Annotated in this window: 15 protein-coding genes; 2 read left to right on the forward strand and 13 right to left on the reverse strand. The window is 37.5% G+C overall.

All coding sequences use genetic code 11. From position 1 onward, the window contains the following. Positions 1-276 precede the first annotated feature (276 nt). The 3 genes from LNP81_RS23680 to LNP81_RS23690 form a co-directional block, all read right to left on the reverse strand. Complete coding sequence (locus LNP81_RS23680; protein ID WP_230039713.1) at positions 277-654, reverse strand: hypothetical protein; 378 nt, start codon at positions 652-654, stop codon at positions 277-279. 560 nt (positions 655-1,214) lie between these two features. After that, on the reverse strand, positions 1,215-1,886 hold the full coding sequence (locus LNP81_RS23685; RefSeq protein WP_056250011.1) for a response regulator transcription factor: 672 nt from the start codon (positions 1,884-1,886) through the stop codon (positions 1,215-1,217). A gap of 798 nt (positions 1,887-2,684) precedes the next feature. After that, positions 2,685-2,870 (reverse strand): hypothetical protein, encoded by a 186-nt coding sequence (locus tag LNP81_RS23690; protein WP_056250015.1) that lies wholly within the window; start codon positions 2,868-2,870, stop codon positions 2,685-2,687. A gap of 329 nt (positions 2,871-3,199) precedes the next feature. On the opposite strand from LNP81_RS23690, the gene LNP81_RS23695 reads away from it, so the two are divergent. Then, positions 3,200-3,958 carry a phosphatase PAP2 family protein gene (locus LNP81_RS23695; protein ID WP_230039714.1) on the forward strand — a complete coding sequence of 253 codons (759 nt, stop codon included), beginning with the start codon at positions 3,200-3,202 and terminating at the stop codon, positions 3,956-3,958. A 951-nt stretch (positions 3,959-4,909) separates the two neighbouring features. Here LNP81_RS23695 and LNP81_RS23700 read toward each other — a convergent pair. The 8 genes from LNP81_RS23700 to LNP81_RS23735 are packed head-to-tail and all read right to left on the reverse strand — an operon-like array spanning position 4,910 to position 10,057. Beyond that, complete coding sequence (locus tag LNP81_RS23700; RefSeq protein WP_230039715.1) at positions 4,910-5,710, reverse strand: PRTRC system ThiF family protein; 801 nt, start codon at positions 5,708-5,710, stop codon at positions 4,910-4,912. Further along, positions 5,707-6,423 carry a prokaryotic E2 ligase family D protein gene (locus LNP81_RS23705; protein WP_230039716.1) on the reverse strand — a complete coding sequence of 239 codons (717 nt, stop codon included), beginning with the start codon at positions 6,421-6,423 and terminating at the stop codon, positions 5,707-5,709. Before LNP81_RS23705 ends, LNP81_RS23700 begins: the two co-directional genes overlap by 4 nt. After that, on the reverse strand, positions 6,420-7,511 hold the full coding sequence (locus LNP81_RS23710; RefSeq protein ID WP_230039717.1) for a hypothetical protein: 1,092 nt from the start codon (positions 7,509-7,511) through the stop codon (positions 6,420-6,422). Before LNP81_RS23710 ends, LNP81_RS23705 begins: the two co-directional genes overlap by 4 nt. A 56-nt stretch (positions 7,512-7,567) precedes the next feature. Next, positions 7,568-7,786, reverse strand: a complete 219-nt coding sequence (locus LNP81_RS23715) for a PRTRC system protein C (protein ID WP_230039718.1) — start codon at positions 7,784-7,786, stop codon at positions 7,568-7,570. Further along, positions 7,780-8,319 (reverse strand): prtrc system protein e, encoded by a 540-nt coding sequence (locus tag LNP81_RS23720; protein WP_230039719.1) that lies wholly within the window; start codon positions 8,317-8,319, stop codon positions 7,780-7,782. The genes LNP81_RS23715 and LNP81_RS23720 overlap by 7 nt, the downstream gene beginning before the upstream one ends. 4 nt (positions 8,320-8,323) lie before the next feature. Next, complete coding sequence (locus LNP81_RS23725) at positions 8,324-8,530, reverse strand: hypothetical protein (protein WP_230039720.1); 207 nt, start codon at positions 8,528-8,530, stop codon at positions 8,324-8,326. A 48-nt stretch (positions 8,531-8,578) separates the two neighbouring features. Then, the gene (locus tag LNP81_RS23730; protein WP_230039721.1) at positions 8,579-9,640 is read right to left on the reverse strand and encodes a DUF932 domain-containing protein; all 1,062 of its coding nucleotides are present in this window, start codon (positions 9,638-9,640) and stop codon (positions 8,579-8,581) included. 30 nt (positions 9,641-9,670) lie between these two features. Further along, positions 9,671-10,057: a single-stranded DNA-binding protein gene (locus tag LNP81_RS23735; protein ID WP_230039722.1), complete on the reverse strand. Its 387-nt coding sequence runs from the start codon at positions 10,055-10,057 to the stop codon at positions 9,671-9,673. A gap of 471 nt (positions 10,058-10,528) precedes the next feature. On the opposite strand from LNP81_RS23735, the gene LNP81_RS23740 reads away from it, so the two are divergent. Next, entirely contained in the window at positions 10,529-10,987 is a 459-nt protein-coding gene (locus tag LNP81_RS23740; protein WP_230039723.1) for a VOC family protein, read from the forward strand. 30 nt (positions 10,988-11,017) lie between these two features. Here LNP81_RS23740 and LNP81_RS23745 read toward each other — a convergent pair whose 3' ends face one another. Beyond that, a complete protein-coding gene (locus LNP81_RS23745) occupies positions 11,018-11,986 on the reverse strand; it encodes a PDDEXK nuclease domain-containing protein (protein ID WP_230039724.1) in 969 nt (322 codons plus the stop codon). Positions 11,987-12,008: 22 nt separating this feature from the next. Further along, positions 12,009-13,991: a conjugal transfer protein MobC gene (gene mobC, locus LNP81_RS23750; RefSeq protein ID WP_230040944.1), complete on the reverse strand. Its 1,983-nt coding sequence runs from the start codon at positions 13,989-13,991 to the stop codon at positions 12,009-12,011. Between the last annotated feature and the right edge of the window lie 11 nt (positions 13,992-14,002).

A 14,002-nucleotide genomic window follows, 5' to 3' on the forward strand; every position in this document is an offset into this window, starting at 1 on the left:
CAAAACGACTAGATTTAGAAAATAAAAACAAGCCAAAGTGCTGCGAAATTTGAGTATGTTTAATTGAAAATACAGTTAAAGTATATTTTCAAAACAGTAATTCGATCAACAGTTTCTGTAGTAAAAAAGATAGTATGAATAAAAACAGCTTTTTTCTATAAGCTCAATTCTTGTAATAAATTCATATATAGTAATATGAAAATACGTGACACTCTTTTGAATTATTGGATACTTACAATGAAATCAACTTTTTAAAATTGAAACTGAAATATTGATCTATACCAACCAGAGCGGAGGGTGAAAAGTAAGATTAGAAGCCTTTATAGGTTTCTTTTCAAATAAAATAAAAGTATTTTCTTTTGAATCAATAAAAGGAACAATATCAAAGTTTACTTCAGAAGCACTTTGAACATAAACAAGCTCTAATTTATCTTTTAGGCTGTCCTGCATTTTTCTTTCGTTATCAGAATATTTTTTGATACTTTTTTGCAGTTCACAACGACCATTACAGCTGTTGAATGCTAATTTACGCTGTACACAAATAGTTTTGGCTATCTCTTTCTGATTGAGTTTGAATGAAGCATATACAAACAGGCTCCCAAATGATGGGGATAAAATTAAAATAGAAAGTACTATGATGATTAATCTTTTCAACTGCTTGTTATGTATTTATCAATATAAAAAACTTATTTTTTTTTTCACTCAGATCAAATTATCTAAAGATTTGATTAAATGGATGAACCTAACATAGTTTAGACTGTATTAATAAATATAAGAAGATCAATACAAGGTATCTGATTATTTGATTTGTATAGCCTCTTACTTTGTAAAAAAAACTAAAAATTTACTAAAGACTCTCTCTCTCTCTCTCTCTCTCTCTCTCTCTCTCTCTCTCTCTCTCTTTCTTCCTTTTTTGAGTATTATTGTGAAATTTATGTTTGATAAAGAGCCAAGTGCAAATGGAAAATATTTTTTAGAAAATTAAGGGTCAGTCTTATGGCACAACTATTGCACTATTAAGTTAAACATAAAATATGATAAAGATGCACAATAGACTTAATTGCTGGAAATGTGTTGTAATGCTTACTGGATTAATGGGCTTTGTTACTGTTTTTTCACTATAAATTTTTAACACAGGAATAGAGTTGCAAATCCGTAGTTTGCAACTCTTATTTGTGAATGGTAAATTATTAATTTCACTTTTTAAGTTTTATTTAGATTTCCTCGGCCATAAAACCAATGCCCCTGACGGTTCTCAGCCTTTTATCATCTGCAGTAACACGAAGCTTTTTTCTAATGCTACTCATAAAAACATCAATAATACTTGTGTCGTATTCATAATCTATACCCCATACTTCCCGTATAATGTCGACTCGGGAACATACTTCCCCTTTATTCCGCACAAGATAAGCCAGCAGCAGAAATTCTTTACGTGTCAGCAGTACCTCCCTGTTGGCTTTTAACACTTTACAGCTGCTCATTTTTATAGTGATATCAGAGAGTGAATATTCCCGCTCTGATTTTTTTTGCCCTTTTTTTTCATAGACCATAATCCTTGATAGCAGTTCGCCGCGGGTAAACGGCTTTTTTATATAATCATTGGCACCGCACTCCAGACCTATAATGGTATCTTCAAGGTAGTCCTTTGCTGTGAGAAAAATTATAGGTGTATGGATATCAGATACTCGTATTGCCTGGCACACTTCCATGCCTGAAGCTGATGGCAGTATCCAGCTTAGCAGTATAACGTCATAGTTTCTTGTTGTTGCCCGAAGAACTCCTTCCTGACCGTCTTCGGCAGTATGGACAAAATGTCCTTCGTCCTCAAGCCCAAGACGCAGAAAATTTACATTTTTTGGCTGGTTATCAATTATGAGAATATTCATTATCAAGTAGTTAATTACTGGTTAGGGATTTGATGAGAATCCTATATAATAAGGTTAATTTTGAAAGTCAGATTAACTGGAAATGCAATTAATCTGCTTATATAAAAATCTAAGCGCAGCCTTTTAATTTGAATTCATTTTAATTACTACTATAATAAAATTGTACAGGCGGAAAACAGAAAACAAAATGTCCCTGCCGTACGTCAATAGAAAATTGCAGCATTAATATCATACTGTAACTTTGATCAATGCCTTGTGGGGCACCGAGAAAAAAAATGGAAAGTTTTTTTGGCTATGCTTCAGCGCTGCCTATCTGCGGGGGCTGCCATATGCAGCTAAGGTAATAAGATGAAAAGGATTCATATGAGTTTGAAGTACCTCCCTTAAATTGAAAAGTAAAATAAAAAAAAAGTTCATTTATCTCTGTAAGAGCAACAGCTCCTTTGCAGCTTGCACACTGGCAAAACGAACAGCAAACAGCTTTGTGGTTATGATCGCTGCTTTTTTGATGAGAAACCATGTCCTGCTGAACATGAACGGGACGATCAATGTCTCCACATGAAATCAACAGTAATGTCAGTAGACGTACTGCCAGTAAAATTACAAAAATAGATCTTTGATAGCTCATCATTGTAAATCTACAAAAAAACTGGATACATTAAAAGTAAATATTATTTAAAACAAAATCTTCAAGAAAGCCCAGTGGTTTGAAAAAGTATATCTGTTCATAATAATGCCACTGCAAAAAAAACGCCCCCTGCCATCAATAGACAAGGGACGTTATAAACATCTTGGGGATTATTTGTTTTTTTTGTGGTGCTCACCTTCTTGATGGTGCTCTTTCTCCTTGTGGTGCTCATCCTCGTCATGATGCTCAGGATGATTTTTTCCTGCTTCCCCTTCGTGGTGCTCAGGATGCGTGTGATGCTCCTTATGTTTGTCATGTTCCGGGTGGTCGTGTCCTTCTTTTTCCTTCGTGCTCATAATAAATAATTTTTAATTAATAATATCAATACCGTGTTTTGACCAATATTATTAGGGCTCAACGATATTCTTTACACTAAATTACCTCAATAAAATAAGTGATTACTTAGGATTACCTTAAGATTAAATGAATAACAAAATATTAAGATTTTACAGCTAAGCAATTTTCAATCTTTGGGTACTGTAAATGATTTCAAATTTCAGAAGGAACGCTCGCTGGAAAATAATTAATACCTTTAATTAAAAGTAAGAAATAAAGTTTTTGCATATTTCTACGAAATCATTGTAAAGCAATGATCGAAACGTAACGTAATTTCAATAATTTTTATATGAGAAAAACTAGTATTGTACTTCTTTTGCTGATAAATTTCACAGCCTTTTCACAAGGGTTCAAAGAAAGAGACAGCACTTTTACGGATACGGTCAAAAATATACGATTCAATTATAAACAGCTTATTATTCCAGGTGTACTAATAGGATATGGATTTTGGGGAATTGAAAGCGGACAAATAAAAAGTTTTAATTTCCAGATTCGTGATGAAATTACAGAAAACATAGACACAAAAATAACCGTTGACGATTTTTCAAGATATGTTCCCGCTGTTTCCGTTTATGCCCTTAATGCATTTGGTGTGAAAGGAAAAAATAATATCAGAGACCGCTCGGTAATTTTAGCCACTTCCACAATTTTCACCTTAGGAAGCGTTATGGCATTAAAATCCATAACCAATATTGAGCGTCCTGACGGAACAACTAATAATTCTTTCCCCTCAGGTCACGCTGCTATAGCTTTTGCGGGAGCTGAGTTTCTCTATCAGGAATATAAAGATCAATCTATATGGTATGGTGTGGCTGGCTATGCGATTGCTACCGGAACAGGATTATTTAGAATGTACAACAACAGGCATTGGCTTACCGATGTAGCAGCTGGAGCAGGAATAGGGATCTTAAGTACCAAAGCAGCATATTGGCTAAATCCATATCTGACCAGAAAAATATTTGGCAAAAAAGAACGCAATTCCACCTCCTTTCTGGCGCCTTCATACGATGGAAGGCAATTTAGAATCACATTTGTAAAATTATTTTAAAATAAGTAAAGAAAAAGTTCATCACATGAACTTAAATATTCTATTATTTGATCCTTATATGTAGGAATACCAAACATTTGGTCTTCTTTTTATTATTTAAAGTTGGTTATTCTGAGTCAGAAAACAGAATTGGGGGAAGGTTGATGTGTAATGATGTCGCATTGAAAAATGTTGACGTTATAAACTTAAATTCGGAACAGGTTTTAGTTACTAATGAATTTGGAAGGTTTTCTATCGAAGCACAGATTGGAAATAAGCTCATGTTATTTCCAATAACTATGAGTATAAAACAATCATTTTAACCCAGGGGATATAAAGAACAAGAATCTCACAATTGAGCTTATTAAGAAACCTGAAGAATTAGATGAAGTTATAATTCAAAAAATATTAAAGCACCTGTTATTTATGACAGCAGGTTTTGACGATCAGAACCTAAAGTAAATATTATAAATTTATTGCGTGTCAATCGTAATTAAACTCCCAGTCATCACCAAATGTGTCCTATCACATTGATCTTCTTTGCCTTTACTGAATTTTGTACTGCTTTTTTAAAGGGACAAAGCATATTTACCATTATTAGGGTTTAGTTGACTAGACCTTTTATCTAGTGCATTTTGCTCAGCGCGATTCGTTCTTTTTACCCCTACAGCCATTTGATTTTTGTTAGACATTTTTCTGCTCTTTATAAGTTAGTATGCCAAAAGTAAAACAATGAAAAAACAGCGATCCAAATTATGCACGATAAGAAATTATATGAGCTTTTGGTAAACCTTAAAAGAATTAAACCTTCCTGAAAAATCAGCGTACCAGAATCAATTTTAAGGCAGAACCAAAAACAACACGTGCCTGCCGCTTTTGGTCATATCCACCAAAAGAGCAGGCACACCGCTTAGAGCGCCCCGCAATTGACCGACCGGAGGAAGGAAACTCGATTGCGGGGCGGCGGGGCTATCACCCCACCACTATGGGCACAGCGTGTAAGCTTGCCAGATTCAGGAAAAATCCCCTTTGGGCGGTCATTCCTTCACGGAACAGCTTCCAAAGGATCGATGCGCCCATACTGGCAAGTGTGCTGTTGATAAACAAGTCCTGTTTTTCAAGCGCTTCAGCGAGGGAACAGCTCGGCTCATTGTTATCATGCTGCATTTGAAGTAATTCCCTAAATTCATCGGTTACCATTGGAAGACTGGGAACAGTCCTGTATAGTTTGGAATCAGGCTGTTGGATTTCCCTGATTGTAGAAAGTATCGCCTGTCCTGTATTTTCGGCGTTGCCGATGTCAAGCCAGTATAGGGATTTGGTACGCTCAAAATCGCTGTTTTCACTGCTCATCAGAAAATCTGCAATATCAAAACGTGCCTTTGCAGTATCGACACAGCTTACATACAGGTTCGCCCTGCCCCGATTGGGCAGGGATTTCCTGTTAGCGGTTGAGAACTGCTCGGTTACGGCTTTCCAAGCAGTACCGAAAAAGCGGTTGGTGCGGTTGATGAGTGCCACGGCTTTAGGAAGCCCTACCTCAGCATCTGCAAAAAGCTGTCTGCCCTGATTGGCTTTGGTCACCACATCATCATCAAAAAGATTCACCTGCAGTCCAGCATGTCCCAAAGCGATAAGGCTGTGGCTTATTCTTGCGAGTTCGGTGAGCATCCTGCTTCCCGTCCCTCCTGCCCCAATGAGATTGACCGTTATTGGATTGGTTGGATTTATCAGGTAATTGTGCGTGTAATGCATGGCGGTTTGCGTTTTCATGACAGTATGTTTTTAATTGTTAGACCATTTTTGAGCAGGGATTTTACGGGAAATGGTTTTGTGCTCCCGATCAGTTTCTGCCAGAGCTGTATGATGTTTCCTTTTACGGGACTTGTATTTCCAATGAGATGACTGAAATAGCTGTTAAAAAAATACTGCTCCCACCATTGCATGAAATCTTCCAAATGACAATCTGCCTTTATATCCACTTTTACCGTACCCATACAGACCCTGCCGTCATTATATAAATTAAAAAAGGGTGCCTGATAAAGCACTGTCTGTTCGTTTATTTCCTTGTCGGTGTCCATTGCATAAATGTACAGCGTGTTTTTAGTGGCTTTCCATAACAAGGGCGGTACAAATGTTTCACCGTTTGGAATCCCTAAACTCTCCACAAAAAATAAACTGGTCTTTTGGGCAGACGTGTACCAAATGGCAGAACCATCATGCCCGGGATTCAAATACAATACCTTTTTAGGGAGCAGTCCTGATGGCTTTAAAAATTTACAGTTGAGTTCGTCTGATGTGTCCAAAGCACTTGCAAGCTGTGCAGTTTCCCTTCGGCTTAATGGATGTGCATTTATGGGACAGCCGTTTTTATCCATGTCGTAGCCTTCCACATAAATGAATTTGTCAGCGGTATCTTTCTTATAGACTACAAAGGCTTTTACAGGATGGTATAATGTTCCAAATCTTTGGGTTAAATCTTTCATGGCATATTATTTAAAAGGGTGCATAAATCATTTAGCAGTGGAAATAATCTGTATTCAAAATCAAGAGCCGTATTGGACAGCTTGTTTTGGGCATCATAGATTTGCAGGATTGTGGGTTCTTCAATTTCTGAGCATTCATTGAATTCATCATTGATTACCCGCTGAATATTTTCATAAAGTATTCCATCGGTGTCTGCTATAAAAGAAATGTACTGCTCCGCCCTTATAATCCCTTCTTCACTTTCAAACACCTGATTGGAAGTATTTCTGAAAATAGTATCGCTGGGATATTTCTGTAGTAATCCCAATGCTTTTTTTGCAACGCTCAGGCAGTCATTTTCGAAAGAAGTATTTACTTTATAATTATTTACACGTTTCTCGAATACGTTCAAATGATAGGGATTGTATATTTTACGGTGCATAACATCCCCATAGTAAGAAGCCTTATTCAATTCTGAAATCATGCTGTTGCCCGATTGGGAATCTTCATCCTCTAAATCCTCTAAAAGCCATTCTTCCATACACTCGTAGTTATAAAAAAGATAGCTGTTGTTTTCCCTGTAATACGGAATCCCTGCAATATGGTAGAGATAGGCAAAAACAGAGAGCAGTAATTCTGCGGTTTGTTTTTCTCTGCTGTCCTGTAATAATTTATATAAAGGCAATACAGGAATATAGTACAGTGTATTGCAGGTGTTATAACAATGTTGGGTTGCCATTTTTACCGTCCCATCATCATCCTGCATTATTTTGAGTTCAATATCCTGTGCCGATTGACTAAGCTGTTTCTGAATGTCTGTGTATATCAAGAGGATATTATACGGATAGGATTTGTTTGCCACATTCCTTGTTTCAAAACCATACAGTCCTTTCAGGATAGCAAGAGAATTGAAAAAATCATTTTCCACCTCAAATTGGTCGGGTAATTTTTCGCCTTTTTCGAATAAGGGCAGAAATGAATGTCTTAAAAAACCATCGGCAGGAGTTCGAGTGGAGCAGAACTGTTCGGGTTCTTTTTTACTTCCTGCGCATCGGGCAGTCTGTCTGTGTTTTCTGCGAATTCCCCAAGCTGTCTGTATAGTCTGCATAACTTTTTATTTTTAGGCATTTTGATACTGCCTGTTATGGTTTGTGTTTTCATGCTTTATCCTTTTGTTCCGATTTGTGATACAAATTTGTACTGCACCGCATCTTCATTTATAACAGGTCCCTCTATGGATGCTGTGGTTAAAATCGGATAGGTCTGGGCATAAAAATTGAGTACCGCTTCGGGGCTGAATGACGGCGATGGGTCAGCGAGTTTAATCTCGTGCTCTTTATCCCTGAAGATAAAGATGCGCTCTAAGGTTGTAGCTGTTAACATGGCTCGTCGGTTTTAGGGTCATTGAAAAGGTCAACAGGAAACTTGTCGGAAAGTTCCGCTTTTCGGGCATGAATGATGTCCTTGTACTCAGGGTACAGGTCAGCGGGAGGCACTTTCATCCACGCTTCTTTAAACTTTCCTGCCGTTTCGAGTTCGTCTGCTTTTTTCATGGCTGATTGGTACTGTTTCTGCAATTCTGATTTTTCCTTATCCCTTTTCAGAACGTTGTCTTTTTCCATTTGGGAACTCACTTTTGCCTGTGCTTTTTCTTTGAGGAACTGTTCCATATTGGCAAAAAGCTGTGCAGTATCCTTTACAGGCTCTGCAACCGCCTGAAAAAATCCGCTGTCGAGTTCCTCTGCCGTGCCCTTTAGTAAAATAGGCGGTACTTTTTTTCGGGCATCATCTCCTATGGTATCATTGAAGAACAATACAGATACAATGAGTTTCTCTGTATCTTCTTTGGCTATGTTTATTTTCCAGTTCCCTGCTACCTGCAGGGAAAGGATTGATTTAAAAAAATTGGTTTCCATTGCTTTACTGTTTTGTTTGTTTTACCTCTAAATCACTAATCGCTACTAATTTTTCGTACAGGTCTTGCCAATAGGCTTGCCGTTTTTTATCAAACTTTTCAAAGAGTTTCTCGGTATGGGAAAAACTCCTGAAATAGTCCGCCTGTTTTATTGCTTCTGCTAAATTTAGCACCTCAATGTTTTCTCCGTTTTTATCTTCTATTTGTATCATGCTCTCAGGATTTAAAAGGACAGGCATAGACTGCCTGTCCCCTATTGATTAATTCAAAATCAAGGCATCCGAGCCTTTACTGGCAAAATCCACGCAAAGGTTAAAAGCGGACTGCGTGCGTATCTGCCCTGTACCCCCCATTAAGAGGGAAGTTAATTTGGCTTCATCGTTCTTGTAATTTCTCACATTCTGAAAATAGCCAGTCAAAGAATTGTACGCCCCAAAGACAGTCCCTTTGGTGGTTTCCATAAGCTGTGTGGGATTGCTCATGGCATATTCAAATGCACTATCCACCATATTGGTAAAGCAAGTGGAGAGTTCATCCTCCTTACCCTCTTGTATGGTTTTGAGCACTTCCTTATTGGGAACAAGGGCAGACTGTATCAGTTTTTTCACTTCATTGTCCGTGATTCGGATTTTTGTCCAATGGTTAAAAATGGATTCCATCTGAGAAGACAGCATATCGGATATCCCCATTACTTTGTGTGCCTGTTCCAATCGCTGTCTGGCATTGGAGGTATGGCGAATACGAACGGTATTGGTCTTGTTGTTCATAGCGGCATTCAGGGTATTATTGCATACAATGCGTATAGGCGTGAATGCTGCGGTTATGCTTCCGCTTCCGTCATGTGAGGTGGTCAGGAAAATATATTTCTCAATCAAATCATCGTTACCCACCCTTATATAATCGGGCAGTTTAGCTGTTATAAAAATGCGTTCCCCTTTTCCGAGCGCCCCTGCGGTTTCGTATAGGATACCGTCACCGCCAACGATGCTGTCAAAAAAAGAAAAGGCATCCCTGTTTTGTACGATTTGGTAGTCTTTGCCCACTACACCGATTACGGCATCATTATCGGTGCGCACCGTACTGTAGTAATTTGGTACTTCTATATTATTATGAACGATTTCATTATCCAAAATAATTTCGGCAGAACCAGCTGTAAACAGTTTTCGTTTTTCTACCTCATAATCCAAACCTGCGTGCTGAATTGCCTCGGCGCTTGTGGGGTAATCGGTAATGATCTGCCCCAAATTGTGCCATGCTTTTTGCTTAGTGCTGAAAAAACTGTATTTTCCCGTGTGCTCGTTATAATTTATATTGTGTGCCATGATATTATATTTTAAGTGATTGTGATAGAATTAAAAAGGTACGTCCTGTGCTTTTTTCGATTTCTTTTCCTTTACTGCTGAATTGGCCTGGGCGGTATCTTCTTTTTTGGGAAAAACCAAAATTTTAATGCTATTGGTATGAAAGGTCAGCGTTCCTACTGCCACGCCTTCGCTGTTATTGTATACACTCATGCCAATACGCCCGAAGAGCTGTACAAGGGTTCCTTTTTTAAGCCACTGTGCTGTTTTAGCATTCAGCCAATAGGAGCAATTGATATAGGTTACTACTTCCTTTACTTCGGTACTTCCTTTTGGCTTGTAATTGTCATTGATGGCAATACTGAAATTGACCACTTGTTTGTCGCTGTTCACTTCCTGAACTGATGCATCTGCTGTTAATCGTCCTGTGATTTCCATAATTTTAATTTTTAGGATTACTACTGTTTACTTTCTCTCTAGTCCTGCCCTAACAAAAATTGTTTTCAAAACGAAAAAACGGGAAAAAAGAAAGCAAGATGCCAGTGGTTTAAGGATGCACAGGTGCTATAAGTCCCGAAGGGTGGCAAGGGAAGCGCCGCCATTATGCGCACGGGGCATGCTTAAGCCACTATCTTAGCTGCCCTTTTAGTCCGTTTCGAGTGAAAGCTTTATATATACTAAGTAACTCTGATTAAAAACTTAAACAGCCTGTAGTATCTCTAATAAGTCAAATTGTATAAAAAAGATTAGCTATTTTAGCCTTTGAATATCTACAAAGATTGATAGGGATGAAATCAAGTAAATGGAATTGATGGATGTGATGATGTAGAATATGGTATTGACTGAAATTTATAAAAATGATTTATCGAACACGCAATTAAAATTACCAACCAATACAAATTATATAGAATGGAACTCAAATTTAGCCACATAGATATTTTAGTCAAAGACCTTCAAACGGCTTGTGATTATTATGAAAAAATCCTTGGGGCTGAGACCTCAAAGAAATTCATTTGGGAGAGAGATGGACTGCATGTAACCTATGCTGTTTTGAAAATGGGCCAGGAACGATTTATGCTTGTGCAGCCTTTTTCCGGAAATCTCAAAAATCTCCTTGACACCAAAGGTGAAGGAACTATTTACCGCCACTGTTATTCAACTCCTGATATTGAAGCAGCCTTTGATGAATTGACCGCCTCAGGTGTCCAGCCAGAGGACGAAAATGGAAATGCTTTAACAAGAGAGAGCCTTAATTCTCCGAGTGGAATCAGAATTATCTGGCTTCCCAAACGTTTTGGTGAATTTTCAATCGAAATACTTGAAGAAGCAGGGCTTAAAGAATTCATCAACGAAGCATTTCAAATTTAGGAGTAATAATTGTGATTAATTTATAATCTTTTAATAATGCAGATCTGTCAGCTTTTGTGTTAGTAGCTTTTTGTCGGGAAGCTGAATTTTGTATTCAGCAACCATTGTAGGAGAAAGGCTTCGGCTTAAAGCATATTCTACCACTGCATGATCCTGGTCTTTGCATAATAAAATACCGATACTTGGGTTTTCATTCTGCTTTTTCACATCTCGATCCAGAGCTTCCAAGTAAAAATTTAACTGACCCAAATGTTCGGGTTTAAACTTATCTGACTTTAACTCAAAGGCGACCAGACATTGTAAGCCCCTGTGATAAAATACAAGATCAATATAGAAATCACTATGCCCTACCTGAACTTTATATTCTTCTGCTATAAATAGAAAATCCTTACCTAATTCAAGTATGAAGTTTTTCATCTGACTGATCAAACCTTTCTGCAAATCACTCTCGGTGTAGGAGTCTGAAAGGTTTAAAAAATCAAATATATAGCTGTCCTTAAATGTGTTTGTGATATCGGGATGTAGTTCTCTCATCACTGATGAGACTTTTGTATTTCCAATAATGGTTCTTTCAAAAACACCACTATTTATCTGCCTTTCTAATTCCCTTGAACTAAATTTCTCCTGACTGGAGAGGCGCAAATAAAATTCCTGTTCTTCGATTGATTTAGTTCTGCTTAAAATGATAAGATTGTTTGTCCAGCTAATTTCTCTCAGCAGTGCTGAGAGTTTTGGAGAAGCTTTGTATGTTTGATAGAACTGTTTCATTCTCCAAAGATTCTTATCCGAAAATCCTTTTAAATCAGGCTCGCTTCTTTGCAAAAAATCAGCCAGTTCTTTTACTACTGATTTCCCCCACTGTGCTGTTTCGATACGATTATAAATGTATTGTCCAATATTCCAGTACAGATTAATCATTTCAGTGTTAACTACTGAAATGGCTTTTGATCTGGATTGTTTTATTAATTGGATTATATCGGTAAATTGTTCCTGTATCATTATTTCTGATTTTAATTTATTATCACTTCTTAATTACTAAATGACTTAGTTCAATATCATTTAGTAGTCTTTCCTTTTCTGCATAAATAATATCCTTGATGTCTTTTTTTATCTGTAGATAATTGCGCTGTACCATCGAATTATCAACTTTGCGAATAATAGGAATATCAACATATTGATCCTGTTCTTTTTTTAATGCTTCATGGTCATTTACTATTTCAGAATGAAAGGTTTTGAGTTCTATTTTACAATCAGGATCATCGGCTACCATACCCACGAATTCACCGGAACTAAGCCCGGAGATTTTGGATGGCGGAACTGCGGATTCCAATTGTTTGGACCGGCTTATAGACGTATCACCGCTATTAATTGAAAGGCTTTCCCTGTCCTGCATAATTTTTCCGAAACGTTCGGAAAGTTGTTTGGCAGTATCTCCAGTAACCTGCCCACTGACTACGTTTCCAACAATATTCATAATCACATCTGCCTGTTCACGTCCATAATCTTTACGCAGCTGGCTAAAATCCTGAATACCCAAACAAGTTGCTACTTTATTACTTCTGGCGGTGGCAATCAAACTGTCCATATTGTTTAGATAAATAGTTGGAAATTCATCAAATATCAGGCTGCTTTTCTGTTTGTTTTTTTGGTTCACCTGCTTTACCAATCGGTTTACATACAGCGACAATACAGCTCCATATATCTGGATTTTCTGCGGATTATTGCCCATACATACGATCTTTGGATCTTCAGGATTATTGATGTCCAATGTGAAGTCGCTACCAGATAAAACATAATACAATTGTGGAGAGGAAAGCCTTGCCATGGCAATTTTTGCAGAAGCAATCTGCCCCTCCAACTGGTCCATTACGTTATTTAGGTAGGCATTCACAAAGGGATTAATAAGTACTTCAATTTCTTTTTCAGTCCTGAGCAGTGTAAAGAGACTATCGTAATCTTCCTGCATGAGTTCAATTACATGTGGAAGTGTACAGAATTCTCCGTCTTTGTATTTTCGTAAATACCATATTATGGCGGAAAGAAAATTAATTGGTGATTCTACAAAAAAATCGCCCTGTCTTTTGATCCATTCCCTGTTGAGTCCGAGCAAAATAGTACGCGCCGATTCTGAAGCATCCGTAATATCACTCATACCAGAAGGCTCTAACGGATTACACCGATTGGTCCGGGTCAGATCATCAAAATTAATGACATAAAACTGAGGTAATTTTGGATAGAGATGTTTGTATTTAAGCCAGCTATTATAGACAATTCTGGTCAGGTCATCAAACTTGAAATCATAGACAAACATGGTGAATTGTTTACGGATGTGCTGGGTAATGACATGGCGTATGACGAAATAAGATTTCCCAGATCCTGGTGTGCCGGAAACAAGCAATCCCCGAAAGGGATTAATTATGTTTATCCAACTGTCCCTTATCTTATCCTTTAAGTGATAGCGGGCCGGAAGGTTGATGGAATATTCATTATCCAAGAATCTTTCTTCCTGGGGGAAAGTTTCATTTTCTTTATTAAAAACATCCTTGCTGTTGAGCCTGTTTTTTATAATACGCGATAATAATGTGCCACCGGAAAGCATCAGAAGAAAACCGCTGGAAGTTATGGTCATATAGGCAATTGCTGCCAGCATTAGTTCTATTTTCAGGTATAGTGAAAGATAACTTATAAAGTAAATAAGAATGCCTGTAATGATGTAAGCGAAAGCTGTTTTGTAATTCAGCTTTTCATCTTTTCGCCCTTTGGCACCAATTAAGGAAATGATTAAAAACCCCAAAGCAAAGAGTTTGGATTTATGAAAATTACTGAACAATCCGGTATGGTAAATATTACCCATGATTTTATCACTAAAGCCGCTTACCAAATGCCACTCCCGAAAGGCTACATAACAGTAATAATAAAAATGGATTGTTAAAATAATAATACTGATTAGTCTTGTCATATCCAAGATCTTTCTCAGTGCCTGTTCGTTTTCTCCTGTCTGCATAGCCATGATGT

Origin of the sequence: Flavobacterium piscisymbiosum (assembly GCF_020905295.1) — a bacterium.
Classification (GTDB): domain Bacteria; phylum Bacteroidota; class Bacteroidia; order Flavobacteriales; family Flavobacteriaceae; genus Flavobacterium; species Flavobacterium piscisymbiosum.

Bases quoted from the DNA above. Each gene is read 5' to 3' on its own strand.
- LNP81_RS23685 (WP_056250011.1), bottom strand. From the start codon at position 1,886: ATGAATATTCTCATAATTGATAACCAGCCAAAAAATGTAAATTTTCTG.
- LNP81_RS23690 (WP_056250015.1), bottom strand. From the start codon at position 2,870: ATGAGCACGAAGGAAAAAGAAGGACACGACCACCCGGAACATGACAAA.
- LNP81_RS23695 (WP_230039714.1), top strand. From the start codon at position 3,200: ATGAGAAAAACTAGTATTGTACTTCTTTTGCTGATAAATTTCACAGCC.
- LNP81_RS23700 (WP_230039715.1), bottom strand. From the start codon at position 5,710: ATGAAAACGCAAACCGCCATGCATTACACGCACAATTACCTGATAAAT.
- LNP81_RS23705 (WP_230039716.1), bottom strand. From the start codon at position 6,423: ATGAAAGATTTAACCCAAAGATTTGGAACATTATACCATCCTGTAAAA.
- LNP81_RS23710 (WP_230039717.1), bottom strand. From the start codon at position 7,511: ATGCAGACTATACAGACAGCTTGGGGAATTCGCAGAAAACACAGACAG.
- LNP81_RS23715 (WP_230039718.1), bottom strand. From the start codon at position 7,786: ATGTTAACAGCTACAACCTTAGAGCGCATCTTTATCTTCAGGGATAAA.
- LNP81_RS23720 (WP_230039719.1), bottom strand. From the start codon at position 8,319: ATGGAAACCAATTTTTTTAAATCAATCCTTTCCCTGCAGGTAGCAGGG.
- LNP81_RS23725 (WP_230039720.1), bottom strand. From the start codon at position 8,530: ATGATACAAATAGAAGATAAAAACGGAGAAAACATTGAGGTGCTAAAT.
- LNP81_RS23730 (WP_230039721.1), bottom strand. From the start codon at position 9,640: ATGGCACACAATATAAATTATAACGAGCACACGGGAAAATACAGTTTT.
- LNP81_RS23735 (WP_230039722.1), bottom strand. From the start codon at position 10,057: ATGGAAATCACAGGACGATTAACAGCAGATGCATCAGTTCAGGAAGTG.
- LNP81_RS23740 (WP_230039723.1), top strand. From the start codon at position 10,529: ATGGAACTCAAATTTAGCCACATAGATATTTTAGTCAAAGACCTTCAA.
- LNP81_RS23745 (WP_230039724.1), bottom strand. From the start codon at position 11,986: ATGATACAGGAACAATTTACCGATATAATCCAATTAATAAAACAATCC.
- mobC (WP_230040944.1), bottom strand. From the start codon at position 13,991: ATGCAGACAGGAGAAAACGAACAGGCACTGAGAAAGATCTTGGATATG.